This window comes from Pseudotabrizicola sediminis (genome assembly GCF_004745575.1).
Lineage (GTDB): Bacteria > Pseudomonadota > Alphaproteobacteria > Rhodobacterales > Rhodobacteraceae > Pseudotabrizicola > Pseudotabrizicola sediminis.
In genome coordinates this window covers 1-14,737 of sequence record NZ_RPEM01000028.1, presented here as the reverse complement: position 1 = coordinate 14,737, position 14,737 = coordinate 1, and the positions used below count along the sequence as shown (strand labels likewise).

Below are 14,737 nucleotides of genomic sequence, written 5' to 3'. Positions count from 1 at the left end.
GGTGTTCAGGAAACAGCCATATCACCTTCCGGGATGTGACACTTAGGCTCCGGTCCCGATCAACGTGCCGCCCTGCCGGAAGACGCCGGCGCGCGCGAAGGCAAGAAGCAGTGAGCCTGTCTCCCTGTCGGTTCCGATCAATCCTTCGGACCGCAGGACGCGCGCCATGCGAGACATGCGCTTCTTTCGCTCCCGGGCCTTCGCCTTCAGATCGGCCGCGCGCGCCAGGCGATCGCGTAAGTCGGGGCTATCCTCGCCGAGGTAGCGGCTCTTCATCTCGGTCCCGATCCGGAACCGGTCGTAGATGTAGGTCCGCCTGTTGCGCTTACGCTCCTCGACGCTGCCCACAACCTCCGAGGCCGCCTCGTCGAGATGCATGCGGTAGTGCGTAGCAAAGTTTTTTTTCTGCACACTGCCCCGACGCCCGGATTGCGGTCATGCTCCTACTGGTGAAGCTGTACCACGGTGGTCGACGGCGGGGCCAAATCGCCCTTGGGCGAGGCGCTGGCCTACATCGCCAAATATCGCGACGGCCTTAGCCACTTTTTGACCGATGGTCTTGTGGAGGTCAACAACAATACCTTCGAACTCAGTCCCTCACCCATGGCACCTGTTTTGGGCTGGCTCTAAGGTGGAGCCCCACAGCTTGGAAAAGAAGCCTTTGATTTATAGGTCGGACCTGAGAACGTTCTGGGCAGGGCATCGGCTCCTGAAGGATTAGTGCGAATGACGGACCTTACGGTGGCAAGCTGGAACATCCGCGCCGGGCTGGGCCGCGACTTCCGACGCCGTCCTTCGCGGACCATAGGCGCCATTGTCGACTTCGACGCCGATGTTGTCTTGTTGCAGGAAGCTGACTTCCGCATACCCCCACGCCACGCTGCCCTGCCGCGCATGCAGGGTCGGATTGGCCCTTTCGAAGTGATCGACTTGACGCCAAGCGCCGTCGGCCTTGGCTGGCACGGGATTGCGATGCTGAAGCGGCCAGGCACCGAGGTGGGCGCAATACATCTTCATGATCTGCCAGCCCTAGAACCGCGAGGTGTGGTCATCGTCGATCTGACGGTGCGCGGAGTGGCGGTTCGTATTGTAGGTGTTCATCTGGGTTTGTTGCGCGGCAATCGCCGCAAGCAAATCAGCTTCATTGTCGCGCGGTTGGCCGAGCTAGATCACAGGCCGACTGTTATCGCGGGCGATTACAACGAATGGCGTGACCAGCGGGGGTTCGAGGCAGTGCCCGATTGGCTTTGCATCCACAGCCCAGGCCCGACCTTCCCGGCTGGCCGCCCGTTCCTCAACCTGGACCGCCTGGTCTATAGCCGCGACCTGGAATTGCTGAGCAGTGGGGTGATTGCTGGACCGAATGCAATCATGGCCTCGGATCACCGACCGATCATTGGGCAGTTTCGGCATCTGTCACCTCGTGACGCGGTACGAGCGGCAGGCTCAGAATGATGACCGTGTTGGCAACCCTGTTGGCGCTTGGGATTACATCGGCACTAGCGGTCCTTTTGGCTCGCGCAGTTTTCCGGATGCCCTCCCTTTCGAGCCGCACAACGAGTACGGCCCTACCGCCGTTGCGCTGCGGTGCTCTGTCGGAGATCTTTGCGCCAATGGCTAACGCGCATAACGGGCTGACCGGTGTCAGGCCTTTGTTGAACGGAGCTGACGCCTTTGCCGCGCGGATCTTTCTTGCCGATTCGGCGCTATCGTCGATCGACGCGCAATACTACATTTGGTACGGTGATCTGACAGGTTTCATGATGCTGGACGCGTTGCGACGAGCCGCCGATCGTGGCGTTCGGGTGCGGTTGCTCTTGGATGACAACGGCACCTCTGGGCTTGATCCAGAACTGGCGGCGCTCGAGGCGCATCGGAATGTCGAAGTGCGACTATACAACCCGTTCAACCTGCGCCGTCTCAAGTCACTTTGCTATATTTTTGATTTCTTTCGGCTGAACCGTCGGATGCACAATAAGTCATTCACAGTAGACGGGCTCGTGACCATCCTCGGCGGGCGAAATGTGGGCGACAGGTATTTCGACACCGGCAATGACGCGATGTTCGTTGACCTCGATGTTCTTGCGGCGGGTGACATCGTGCCTTGGGTGTCTGCCGACTTCGACCGCTACTGGGCCTGCCTGTCCGCGCATCCTGCCGGACCGATTGTCGGTGCCGCCAGTGGCGCGGACCCCATCGACAGCGGTCTTACGCGGTTTCGCGGACTGCCACAGTTTTTCCAGTACTGCCGGGTGCTGGAAGGCTCGGATGTCAGGGCTGAGCTGGTCAACGGCAATCTCAGCCTGGAATGGACACGCGCAGTTCTGGTCAGCGACGATCCGATTAAAGGGCAAGGCGCCGTACCGCGTGAGGACCTCCTGGCCACACGTCTGATGCACGCGGTAGGTCAGATTGAGAAGAAGATCGACGTGGTCTCTCCCTATCTGGTGCCGGGCGCGGCAGGTTTGAAGGCGTTTATTACCCTGACATCACGCGGTGTGGCAGTGCGCGCACTCACCAATTCACTTGAGGCCACGGACGTCGTGGCCGTGCATGCCGGTTATGCGAAGCGTCGAAATGCGTTGCTGCGCGGGGGCGTCACGCTTTTCGAGTTGCATGGCGGTGCCCGAACGGACCGTCAAAGCGGGAAGGGAGGTCGGTTCGGATTGTCCAAAGCCAGTCTGCACGCCAAGACCTTTGCAGTGGACGACGCTCGAATTTTTGTCGGTTCATTCAACTTCGATCCCCGCTCGACCACGCTGAACACCGAGATGGGCATTCTGATCGAAAGCCCACAGATGGCTCAAGGTCTACACACCTCCTTTGATCGGGGGTTGGCAGGCCTCGCCTGGCGAGTCGAATTGCAAGGCGGCCACAAGGTCTGGATCGACACCGCACATCGGACGGCCCAAATAAAAGAGCCAGGTTCCACCGCCACGAAGCGCTTGGTCGTAAACGTAATCAGTTGGCTGCCGGTTGAATGGCTTATGTGATCGGCCTTCTGCAATGACGCACAAGTATGCTACGGACCCGATGCACTTCGGACACGTTCATCTATGCAGGATAGCTGTAGGTTCTGACGAAGCTCCAGACCGCCTTGTTCAAGTCGGAAAGCTCGGTCAGCGCGCGCCGCAATTCGTCCAGTGCCTCGGCGTCGATCATTTGTTCTTGCCCCATCTTAAGGTTCTCCTTGCGGTCCGATATCCGCATCATGATGGTGCGGGCTGCGCCGCTTTCAGGATCAAAGGCAAAAAGACTGTGGTTATAGCGGTTGCGCAACCCCGACAGCTTGCCGAAGCGGGCCGTGATGTCCAGCACATCGTGCCTTTCTTGTCTGGCGGTCCGTTCCAACTTGGCAAGCCGTTCCACCAGGTCCAGCCGCGCCCGCGAGGTGTTAAGCGTCAGAAAGACTATCAGTGCAGTGTCCTTGTCGGTGCGAGCGAGACCGGCGATCAGGTGGATCAACAGGCTTTCTGTGTTGCTCCAGGAATAGTTCAGGCGCCCGATCAACAGCAAAAGCTGGTCGAATTGATCAGACTCGCGCACCATCAAAGTTCTTGTAAATAGTGCGGTGTCTGCCGCGTCTGGCCGAGGAACCAATGGGTTGCACCTGTGCGATTGTCGACACCCAGCTTCGATAGCACATGATGCATGTGTAACTTGACCGTGTGCTCGGAGAGGGCCAACTTCGCGGCGATGTTCTTGTTCTGCATTCCCGAGGCGGCAAGCTTCAGAACTTCCATTTCGCGCCGTGTCAGAACGGGTTTGCCTTCATTCTCTGCAGCAGGCGGGGGGGCAACATCGACAGGAGCGGCATTGTCGAGGGGCGGGAAAGCTGCCCCACGCGACAGGTTCGCCGGGACGTAGGGCACGCCCAGCAAAAGCAGGCGGGTCACCGATACCCAGACTTCCATGTGAACTTCCAGCGGCAAAAGGCTGACGGAGGCGAGTCGACGGTCACGCTCGGCGGCCTCAAGCACTGCCAGCGCCGCATCGCGGTTGCGATAGGCCAGCACGAGCCGCGCTTCGCGGGCTGCCGCAAAAAACGGCGAAGGCTTCTCGATCAGCGCAGGCAGGTCGCACTCTTCAAGTACGACAAGGGGCACGCTGCGGTTCTGCTTGTTCAGTTCCTCCACTGCGTGAAGGCTTGGGCATCGCATAAATTCTGTACCGTCAAACTCAGCGGCAAGGACCTTCAGCATCCGGTCCTCACAATTGATCGGGCCGCCCAGAAATATGACGGTGCGCCGAGCAGCTTTGGGGCGGTCAGAAAAAAACTGAGTTCCCCGTGACGCGAGTTCATTGGACATCAATAAATCCCCCCAACAGTTTAGTAAACTCAAACAGGTAGCGATCAAAGTGCAAGGATAATAGCATAAAGTTTGATCTTACGATGGAACGGTACTTGCGTAAATAAATCCTTCGGTTGAGTTGGCGAATCCTCTCAAAATTGCAATTTTAAAATCAAATCAACTTATAGAAGAAAACAGAACTCAAACAAATCGTTGTGCCGGCAATATTGATAGATTTTCCCTTTCTGCGGATGAAGGCACGGCAGAAGAACTTACCCTTAATTGCCGTGATATCGCCGCAAAATCGCCATTTTCTGGACCTGGATCGACCGAATCGGTCGCGTTTTGCGGCAGTCGATGTGAGCTAGCCCTTTTTTCCAGGCAGATTGGGCACCCCCGCTGTGCGACCGTTGGGTTCCACCGGGAATTTATTCCGATGGGTGACTGTTGAGAAAGAGAGTATCCGGCAGATATTGCCGGGCTTCGGTCTGATTACTCTGCCGCGTTTCATCGTGTTTTATGAAGACCCGCATTTTGAAATATGGCAGGGCAAACCAGCCGCAGCGAAGACCTGTCCCCGGCGCGGGCGTACTTCGAGTGTATTGCCCGATTTTCGTCCGCTGCCCGAATGAAAGAACGCGCAACCTGACCGGCCCGATGGCAGTGATCGCTTTGCAGATGAATGGCGATGTGCCGACGGCCTCTTTCAAGAGGTAACATCATGACCAAACAACGCAACCATATGACCCCCGGCGACATGGGGCATGACGGCCCGTATGAGGCCGACAGCTCGGCCGAAGCCCTGGCCAAGTCGCTGTCGAAGTCGGACAACGACAACGACAACGAGAATGACAACGACAATGAGTCTTCTAACGAAAACTCGAACGAAAATCAGTCGTCGAGCGACAACGGCAACACCAACAGCAATGGCAACACCAACGATAGTGCCAACACCAACAGCAATTCGAGCACCAATGGCAACTCTAACACCAATGGCAATTCGAACAGTAACGCCAACAACAACACCAGCGATGTGAGCAGCACATCGACCACCATCAACACGTCGGAAAACACATCCGACAGCTCCAGCCACAGTTCCAGCGACGTAGATGCTGACGTTGACGTAAGCGTCGATGTCGGCGTTGACATGTCGGGGTATGAGCCTTCGGATGACGATTTTGCCGACTTCGATCTGAAGGGATCGCACACCGGCGACATCATGAACGCGAAAGGCAACCTGAGCTATGATCCGGGCAATGACATCGACTTCGGCGATATTTTGAACAATTCGCTGACCGGACCAGGCAACAATGCCGGGTTTGTTAATGTCCTGACCAATGATCTCGCTGACAACGACACGCTTGAGCATGCCTCTGTAAAGAACGAAGGCAGCTTCACGCAGTCGGGTAATGCCGAAGGCGGCCACGCGTCGGCCGAAGAAGGAATCAGCTCATCGTCTGATGGTTCCGAAGGAGGGTCGGATGCCGATGCCGATGGCGGCGACTCACAAGGTGGCAGCGCGCTGGGCGGTGTTTCCGGGGCGACAGGCGGCACGTCAGGTGACAATGGCGATGTCGAAGCCAAGGGTGGCAATACCGGCAGCACCGGCAGCACATCGGGCTCGGGCAATGAAGCCACAGGCGGAACGTCCGAGTCGGATGCGGACGGTGAAGGCGGCGATGGCGGCGATGGTGACAGCGACGCCAGCGGCGAAAGTGAGGCCAACGCCGACAACAGCGCAGAGGGCGAGGGCGGTGACGGCGGTGACGCCGAGAATGAAAGCGATGTCGAAGGCGATGTGGAGGCTTCCTCCAAATCGGAGGACGACGCTGGCGACGGCGGGAGTGCCGACAGTGACTCCGAGCAGGACTCGAAAGCAGACTCAGACAACGATACGTCGGCGACAGGTGGCAACGGCGGTGAATCCTCCAGCATCGGTGCTGGTTTGGGCCTTGCTGGTACGCTGTCGGAAATCAAGGCTGAGGGTGGCGATGGTGGCGACATCGACGGCGATGTCGATCTGGAAGGCAAAGCCGAAACCGACAGCGATGCCAAAGGCGAAGGTGGCAGCGGCGGCGACATTGACCAGGATGCCGACAGCGACGCCGAAGGCGAAGCCGAAGCCTCGGCTGATGCTGAAGGAGGTGAGTCGGGTAACGTAGAGGGCGAGGTCGAAACCGAAGCCGAAGCCGAGTCAGATGGCGACGCCCAAGGTGGTAAGGGCGGCGATATTGACGGCGATGTCGCTTCCGACGTCGAAGCAGAGGCTGAAGGCGAAGCCACGTCAGAAGGCGGCGACAGCGGTAGCGCTGACCAAGAGGCCGATGTTGAAGGCGATAGCGAGGCCGAAAGCGAGTCCGAAGTGGACGCAGGCGACAGTGGCGATGCCAAAGGTTATGCCACCGGTTCGGCTGATGCCGACGCCGAAGGCAAGGCCGAAGGTGGTGACGGTGGCGAAATCGACGGGGACGTGGATGTCGTTTCGGAAGCCGAAACCTCCAGTTCTGCCGAAGGCATGGGCGCAGATGGCGGTTCGACCAAAAACTCGGCCGAGAGTGATGCCGAGGGTTCTGCCGAAACCGACTCGAATGCCGACGGTGGCACGGCGGGCGGTGCGACCGGAACAGGCACTGCCGAAACCGACGCCGATGCCGATTCTGACGCAGAGGTGGATGGCGGTGCCGGTGGCGAAGGCTCTAACGCGGCCACCAATGGCGGGATGGGCATTCCTCCGCTGATTGGGGTTGCGGTGAATGACGATGCGACGGGCGGTGCCGGTGGCGCAGGAACCGGCACCTCTGGCCCGGCCACATCGACGGCCACCGGAACGGCTTCGGGCGCTGCCAATGGTGGAGACGGTGGTACTGGAACCAGCACGGCAGGCATGGCTGACACGGATGTGTCGGGCGATGCAACTTCGGGTGGAAATGGCGGGGCTGGTGGTGCCGGCAGCGGCATGACCGATGATGATGCTGCAGCAGCGTCGAATGGCGCGACGAACAGCCAGTCAGGAGCCGGGGCGGCCGGAACCAATGCCACCGAAGCCATGGCTGACGGTGGCGCATCTTCCGACAACAGCTCGGGCAATGCGGGGGACGCTACCGGCGCGTCGGGCATGGCCGACAGTAACGTGACGGGGACCGCGGGCAATACTGCGGCGACTGGCGCGGCCAATGGCGGTGCCGCGGGTTCGGACAATGACGCGATGGCCCACGGTGGTGCCAGCAGCGACTCGGAGTCCGGAGCCGGAGGTGCGGGAGCGACGGACAACGACGCTGCGGCCAACGGAAGCGCGCAGTCCGAAAACAACTCGGGTGCGGGCGGAGCCGCCACGGCAGCAACCGGGATGCTGGATACCACGGTTGGCAGCGATGCAGCCAACTCGGGAACCGGCGGCGCGGGTGCAGCGGGATCGGCCACGACCGATGACGATGCCACCAATTCCGGCACGGCGAGCACAGACTCTGAGTCAGGTGCCGGGGCCATGGCAGACGCATCGAATGATGCCGATGCAACGGCCTCAGGTTCGGGAACTTCGACATCTGCCGGCGGTGCGTCCAGCACCGACACATCGGTCGATTCGACCCTAAGCAACGATGGGTCTTCTGCGTCGGCTGCGACTTCGGGCGGGGGTGGTGCCGTCACCTCTGACACCGACGCAAGTGCGACGGGTGACGCCGATGGTTATGCCAGCGGTGACGGTGGCTATGGCGGCTGGTCGGATATCGCTTCGGAGGCTTTGGCCGAGTCGATGTCGGACAACGACAGCACCCTGACGACGGGTGCCGGTGGTGCCAGCGCCAACGAGTCTACGTCGAGCGCCGACGCCATGGCCTCGGGCAACGTCGATGCCTCTTCGGGCGGATCGGGGGCCGGAGGTTCGACTTCGGCCATCGGTGGTGCCACGGGTAACGCTCTGGGTGGCTCGTCTACAGTCGGCGATGCACTCGGCGGTGCCAGTGCCGGCGGGGCTGGTGGCTCTGCCATCAACGGTGCCGGTGGTGCGGGCGGCAATGCCGGTAGCTGGGGATCAGGCAATGGTGACGACGGCTATGTCACCGGCGAATCCTATGCTTCGGCGGCGGCGGCGGTCAACCTCGACGCCTTCAACCAGACCATCGTGATGGGTGCCAACGTGCTTGGCAACTCGGTCGACATGAACGTGGTGGGCGGCTCGTTCAGCTCCAGCTACATCGGCCAGGACGACGAATCTCTCTAGTCCCTGACACGAGATCAAAGCCTGGGGCCGTTGTGCCGGCCCCAGGCACCTACACCAGACGTCAAGTGTTTCGTGAGTTTGAGGAGAGGTTCAATGTCGCTCGACCCGATCTCGGAAACGATCGCGCATTTCATTGGGGCCTTCCAGATCTCCGAAGAGGCAGCCCGGCTTCGGATCGAATATGAAAAGTTCAGTGCGGCCCGCGCGGTTGAGGAAGAAGCCGAACGGCTGGAGCTAATGGGAGTGCGCCTGAAAGCGCCGCATGAACTCGAAGATTACAACCCCGAAATTTCTTACTCCCCACCGGCGACGACCATTGTACCGCTGCCGATCGGTATGGTTACTGCGCCGCCACTTCATGAAGTTCCGGTCTACGATGTCTCGACCCCAGCCAATGCCCCGAGCCCGGAGTTTGCCCCGCCGCAGCCCGGCCCTGCGGCGATCATTTACAACCTGCCAGCGCCAAGCTCGCTGATTGCAGTAACGGTGCAGCACAACACGCTGTCCGACAATGACCAGTTTTCAGTCCGCACCCCCGCTGCGTTTCAGGATATTGGCGCGGTGGACGACCTACTGGCCTTGTTGAAACAGCAAGCGGCAAACATGAGCCCGATTGACGCGGCGTTTTCAGCCCTCTCGACCGATTGGTTTGGACTGGCGCGCGCGGTTCAGGCTCGTGCTCCTGAGGAGGCGGATGGTGTCGCCGGAACTCTGACCGTCTCGGTCAAGACCGGTGCGGCCACTGAGGGTATTCATGTAAATGGGGCGCTGGCCATCGAAATGCCCGACTGGACCGAGTTCAAGCCCATCTACTTTCAGGCAAAGGAACCGGCCCCGGACGAACCTGTGGCAACGGAAGACGATGACGCAGAAGGCCCAACAACTGTCATCACCTCGGTCAGCGCCACGAACAGTCAAAGCGATGCCGCGCATCACGGTCTTGAAAAGGATTTTGGCGATATTGTCCCCGATCCGGGCCTGGAGGTGGTGGCCGGTGCCAACCTGATGATCAACGAGACGGTGATTACCTCAGCTTGGCTGGACGGCAAGGTGATCGCGGTTGGCGGCGATGTGCTGGACTACAAGGCGATTTCGCAGGTCAATGTCGTGGTTGATCACGACTCGGTGCCATTCGGGATCGTGGTGGCCCCGTCGGTGGCGCTGAATATGGCCTCGATCGTGACCGAGAGCGCCACGCCAGCCCCTGTCACCGATGCCGAGATTGCCGAGATTGCCGAGATTGCCGAGATTGCCGAGATTGCCGAGATTGCCGAGATTGCCGAGATTGCCGAGATTGCCGAGGCTACAGCCAAGGCCTCCGGCGGGCAACCGTCCGCCTGGGCGGTGGTGCGGGTCGAAGCAGATGTGATCCAGATCAACTGGTCGCAGCAGTACAGTTTTGCCACTGACCACGACCGCGCGGAGATCGAGGTGACTGGTAACACCCTTTACCTGGGTCTGGGCGACAACACCCTGTCTAACCTGATCGACATGCTGCAGATTGGCTTTGTGTATGACCTGATTATCGTCGGCGGAAACCTGATCGACATGACGCTGATCAAGCAGACAAACGTGCTGCTGGACAGTGATGTGGTGGCCGTCTCGGCACTTGGCGACCTATTGCTGACCGACAGCATCGCCACCGATCTGCCGGACCCTGCCGAAGCCGAGGCGGACACCAGGCCCGAAACCCCGACCGTCCCCCCGGTATCGACCGGCGATAACCTTTTGGTCAATCAGGCTGCCATCACCACGGTGGGCGAAGACAGCATCGAGGCGATCACCGACACGTTCACGGCGGCGGTCAATGCCTTTGTGGCCGGGGCGACCGGCGTCAGTTCCGATGTACTGGCCAGTGAATTCTTTGAGGGTGTTGAGTTGTTGCGGGTGCTGTACATCTCAGGCAATTTTATCACCGTGAACGTGCTTGAGCAGACCAATGTGCTGGGCGATGCTGATCAGGTGCATCTCGCGGCGGCCAATTTCGCCGACCAGTTGGGCGCTCAGATTTCCCTTGTCACCGGGTCGAACATTCTGGGCAACTTTGCCTCGATCACCGACCGCGGCGTGGATTCGACAATCTTCGCCAGCGGCAAAGTCTATTCCGACGCACTGATCCATCAGGCCAATCTGATCGATACCTCGGACATGCCAACCGCAGAGGGACTTGCGAGCCTGACGACCGAGGCTGTCGCCTTTCTGGCGGACGGTTTGATCGATTCCAACATGGCGGCGGATGTTATTGCCGCGACCCACACCTCCATTCTTGGCTCGTTTGCACATCATGAGGTGATGAGCAGTTCTATGCTGGGCTAAGCGGATTGCGACGGAGTAAAAGATTTTGAAAGACTATTCCGATGTCAGACGAACCGACCGTCTTACCCTATCCGGGGTGAAGGCGGGCAAGGACAGTGCTGCCGACGCGGGGCACCCATTGCCCTATTACTTGACTTTTGATCAGCGCGCTGATTTGGGCGCGGCAGATGTTCCGACATTCCGGGTCAATCGGGTCCGTCAGCAAAATGCAATGAATGTGTCGGAAGCGGCCGGGGCGATCCTGCCTCAGGCCGAGGCTTTGCTGCCAGTGCCCCGGCTTGCCGCCGTGGCGATCCCCCCCACCGTGGCAGCCCCCGCCGCGCGCCCTCCTTCGGACAAGGATCTGGTGCAGAACAAGGATCGGATCGAGCCTGCTGCGCCGGCACCGCGCCCGGAAACAGTGGCGATGGTGGCAAAGGTGCCCGATCTTGCAACGGTCCAAACTGAAGCCTCGACCCCACGTGCGGCCCAGGCGGCCCGGCCCAAGCCCCAATCGGCTGAGGCAGAGACGCAAGGGCCCCCGCAGGTCACGCAAGCACCCGAGGTCACCCCCACGCCAGCCCCAGAGGTGATCGCAAAAGACTCGCAAGCACCGCAGCCATCTTCACCTGGCGACATCATCGAGGGCAACACCGGCCCGGTTCCGCGCAAGCCCGACCAAGGCCCGCCATCGGATGGCGGCGGCAATGGAATGGCCCCGCCGCCAAGCTTTCACAAGCGCAAGGGCCCCGAGGATTTCGATCAGAGCCTGCGCCGCGGGATTGCCGCAGTGTCGCGGAACATGGTGTCGGTCGTGGTGCTGACCTTTGCGACCAACTTGCTGATCCTCGCGATCCCGATCTATCTGTTCCAGATTTCAGACCGGGTACTGGTCAGCAGGTCGGTCGACACCCTGGTGATGTTGACGCTGATCATCGTTTTTGCAGTTCTGCTGCAAAGCGTCTTTGACGCGATGCGACGGTTCATTCTTATGCGGACGGCGGTGGAAGTGGCCGTGCAACTCGGCGCGCCAGTGCTGAGTGCGGCAGCGCATGCTTCGTTGCATGGCTCGGGCCGTGAGTATCAAACACTGGGTGACTTGCAGCAAGTGCGCAGTTTTCTGACTTCCAGCACACTGTTGTCGTTTCTGGATGTGCCGTTTGCGCCGCTGTTCATACTGGCGATCTTCTTGGTGCATCCGGATTTGGGTATGATTGTTGTCGTGGCTGCCTTGCTGTTGATGGTGGTGGCGTTGGCCAATCAGAAACTGACATCGAAACCGTTCGCCACCGCCAATATGGCGCAATCGAAGGCGAACATGCATCTCGATTCCATGTCGCGCAATAGCCAGATCATCAATGCTCTGGCAATGATCCCCGAGGCGGTGCGGATTTGGGGGCGCGATACCGCCCAGTCGCTCAGCGCCCAGGTCAAGGCGCAAGACCGCAACATCATGATGTCGGCGGTGTCGCGCTTTATCCGCCTGTTGACGCAGGTCGGGCTGCTGGGCTGGGGCGCGTTTCTGGCAATTGGCGGCGAAATCACCGGTGGCATGGTGATCGCCGCGTCGATCATCGCGGGCCGGGCGCTGGCCCCGATCGAAGGCGCGATCGAGGGGTGGAATGCATTTTCGCTGTCGCGCTCGGCCTACGACCGCGTCTCGACGCTGCTGCGATCCTCAAAGCTGCAATATGAAAAGCTGGTGTTGCCGAAACCGCAAGGCCGGCTGGATGTGGAACGGCTTTTGTTCGTGCCGGGGGGCACCAAGCAGGTAGTGCTGAACGGGATCAGCTTTTCGCTGAACCCCGGCGACACATTGGCGGTGATCGGCAATTCGGGCGCGGGCAAGACGACGCTTGGCAAGATGCTGGTGGGGTCGGTGATGCCAACTTCGGGAAATGTGCGGCTGGATCTCATGGATTTGCGCAATTGGGACCCGCGCCAGTTTGGCGAAAGCATCGGCTATCTGCCGCAGGACGTTCAACTGTTCCCCGGCACCATCAAGGACAATATCGGTCGGATGCGCGCCGATGCGACCGATGCACAGATCTTCCGTGCGGCCGAACTGGCCGATGTACACGAGATGATCGCCAATCTGCCACAGGGCTATGAAACCGTCGTGGCCTCCGATGGCTCACCCCTGTCTGGCGGCCAAAAACAACGCGTTGCACTGGCGCGGGCCTTCTACGGCGACCCGCGTTTTGTGGTTTTGGATGAGCCGAATTCGAACCTCGATAGCAATGGTGACAAAGCCTTGGCCAAAGCGATCGAGCATGCCCGCCAGAACAAGATCACCGTTGTGGTGATCACGCAAAAGCCGTCGCTGCTGAGCGTGGTGGACAAGATCATGCTGCTGGCCGATGGCGGCATTCAGCTGTTCGGCGAGCGTACCCGCGTGCTGCAAGAGCTTGCCGGGCGCAAGGGCCCGCAAAGCAAACAGGTTCGTTAACGACATCAGAAGGGTTTTGGGTATGTCAGTCTCTGCTCCTTCCGTTACCGACGTGCAGTGGTATGCCGAGGTACCGCGCTCGGTGTCGCGGCATGTGTTGGTCAGCATGCTACTGATGGTGGTGTCCTTCGGTGGCTTTGGGGCCTGGGCCTTTCTCGCCCCGCTGGCGGCAGCGGTGGTGACCCAGGGCAGTTTCGTCGCCACCGGCCAGAACAAGATTGTGCAGCATCTGGAAGGCGGCATCATCAAGGACATCATGGTGTCAGAGGGCGACACCGTGAACGAGGGGCAGCTCCTCATGCGGCTGGACAGGACTGCATCCTTTGCCAATGACCGCGAGTTGTTCTTGCGCCAGACCCGACTTGAAGCCATGGAGGCGCGGCTTCAGGCGGAAAATGGTCGAGCGGGCACTCTGGTCTTTCCCGCTCATCTGGAGGCCGCACGCAGTGATATCGAGATTGCGTCAATCCTCGACAGCCAGCTTTTGACCTTTCGGGTGACGCAGGCTGCGCTGCTGGGCGATCTGTCCCTCTTGGAACGCAATGTCGAGGCGATGGACATCCGCAAGGTCGGCTATACCATCCAGCTAGCCTCGCACCGGCGGCAATTGACGTTGTTGAGCGAAGAGCTTGACGACAAAAACGATCTTCTTGAGCAGGGATTGGTGCGCCGCTCCGAAGCCAATGCCCTAAAGCGCGCCGTTGTCGAGGCTGAGGGCCAGATCGGACGCCTGGAGGCTGAAATAGGCGAGATTGAACAGGTCCGGCGCAAGTATCTTTCGCAGATGGATCAGGCGATCGGTAAGTATCAGGAAGCCGCCCTCAACCAGCTGCAATCGGTTCAGGCCGAACTGGACGGAATCCGCGAACAGTCGCGAACTGCGCAAAACGTGCTGGCACGCACAGAAGTGGTGGCCCCGGTCTCGGGTGTGGTGGTGCGCCTGTACTATCACACCGCCGGAGGGGTGGTCGAAAGCGGGCAGCCAATTGTGGAAATTCTGCCCGGTGACCAGCCCTTGATCATCGAAACCCAGATCCCGCGGGTCGAAATCGATTCTGTTCAAACCGGGCAGCTGGCAACGGTGCGGCTGTCGGCGCTTAACCGGCGTACAACGCCTCTTCTGGAGGGAAAGGTTTTCTATGTCTCGGCTGATGCCATTGCGGATGTGTCATCAGGGTCAATGCAAGAAGTCTATCTGGCCCGGATCTCGATTAGCCCGGACCAGATGCGGCTGGTGCATAACTTCAAGCCGACCCCGGGTATGCCAACTGAGATCATGATCCAGACCGCCGAGCGGACCTTTGCGCAGTATCTGGCCAAACCGATCAAAGACAGCATGATCCGAGCCTTCCGCGAAAGATAAGCTTTGCGAAAGGTGTTGGGTTGGTTCAGAGGCTCTTCCAGCAGTCTAGACCCCATGATCTGGGCTTGAACTGACTGGGCTAGTGTTCCGCACCTGACATAGGATTCCGGACGGCGTCC

General features: G+C 59.9%; 9 protein-coding genes and 1 pseudogene. 7 read left to right on the top strand and 3 right to left on the bottom strand.

Annotation, left to right across the window (positions count from 1 at the left end; translation table 11 throughout):
• Nucleotides 1-42: 42 nt before the first annotated feature.
• Nucleotides 43-378: a nucleotidyltransferase family protein gene (locus EEB11_RS18690; RefSeq protein ID WP_245299011.1), complete on the bottom strand. Its 336-nt coding sequence runs from the start codon at nucleotides 376-378 to the stop codon at nucleotides 43-45.
• Nucleotides 379-480: 102 nt separating this feature from the next.
• Between EEB11_RS18690 and EEB11_RS18685 the strand changes: the two are divergent.
• The 3 genes and pseudogenes from EEB11_RS18685 to EEB11_RS18675 all read left to right on the top strand — a co-directional run.
• Nucleotides 481-609: pseudogene (locus EEB11_RS18685) on the top strand (IS66 family transposase); the annotation flags it as partial.
• Nucleotides 610-741: 132 nt separating this feature from the next.
• Entirely contained in the window at nucleotides 742-1,455 is a 714-nt protein-coding gene (locus tag EEB11_RS18680) for an endonuclease/exonuclease/phosphatase family protein (protein ID WP_167852816.1), read from the top strand.
• On the top strand, nucleotides 1,455-2,993 hold the full coding sequence (locus tag EEB11_RS18675; protein WP_245299010.1) for a phospholipase D family protein: 1,539 nt from the start codon (nucleotides 1,455-1,457) through the stop codon (nucleotides 2,991-2,993). Before EEB11_RS18680 ends, EEB11_RS18675 begins: the two co-directional genes overlap by 1 nt.
• A gap of 61 nt (nucleotides 2,994-3,054) precedes the next feature.
• Here the strand turns inward: EEB11_RS18675 and EEB11_RS18670 are convergent, their stop codons facing one another.
• Together EEB11_RS18670 and EEB11_RS19850 are read right to left on the bottom strand one after the other, a co-directional pair.
• Nucleotides 3,055-3,549: a hypothetical protein gene (locus EEB11_RS18670; RefSeq protein ID WP_135434021.1), complete on the bottom strand. Its 495-nt coding sequence runs from the start codon at nucleotides 3,547-3,549 to the stop codon at nucleotides 3,055-3,057.
• On the bottom strand, nucleotides 3,549-4,310 hold the full coding sequence (locus tag EEB11_RS19850; protein WP_245299009.1) for a helix-turn-helix transcriptional regulator: 762 nt from the start codon (nucleotides 4,308-4,310) through the stop codon (nucleotides 3,549-3,551). Before EEB11_RS19850 ends, EEB11_RS18670 begins: the two co-directional genes overlap by 1 nt.
• 703 nt (nucleotides 4,311-5,013) lie before the next feature.
• Here EEB11_RS19850 and EEB11_RS18655 point away from each other — a divergent pair.
• The 4 genes from EEB11_RS18655 to EEB11_RS18640 all read left to right on the top strand — a co-directional run bounded on the left by EEB11_RS18655 (nucleotide 5,014) and on the right by EEB11_RS18640 (nucleotide 14,618).
• On the top strand, nucleotides 5,014-8,511 hold the full coding sequence (locus EEB11_RS18655; protein ID WP_167852815.1) for a beta strand repeat-containing protein: 3,498 nt from the start codon (nucleotides 5,014-5,016) through the stop codon (nucleotides 8,509-8,511).
• A 93-nt stretch (nucleotides 8,512-8,604) separates the two neighbouring features.
• Nucleotides 8,605-10,827 carry a hypothetical protein gene (locus EEB11_RS18650; RefSeq protein ID WP_135434006.1) on the top strand — a complete coding sequence of 741 codons (2,223 nt, stop codon included), beginning with the start codon at nucleotides 8,605-8,607 and terminating at the stop codon, nucleotides 10,825-10,827.
• 211 nt (nucleotides 10,828-11,038) lie between these two features.
• Nucleotides 11,039-13,255 carry a type I secretion system permease/ATPase gene (locus EEB11_RS18645; protein WP_135434004.1) on the top strand — a complete coding sequence of 739 codons (2,217 nt, stop codon included), beginning with the start codon at nucleotides 11,039-11,041 and terminating at the stop codon, nucleotides 13,253-13,255.
• Between the two features lie 22 nt (nucleotides 13,256-13,277).
• Nucleotides 13,278-14,618 (top strand): HlyD family type I secretion periplasmic adaptor subunit, encoded by a 1,341-nt coding sequence (locus EEB11_RS18640; RefSeq protein WP_135434002.1) that lies wholly within the window; start codon nucleotides 13,278-13,280, stop codon nucleotides 14,616-14,618.
• Nucleotides 14,619-14,737: the final 119 nt, after the last annotated feature.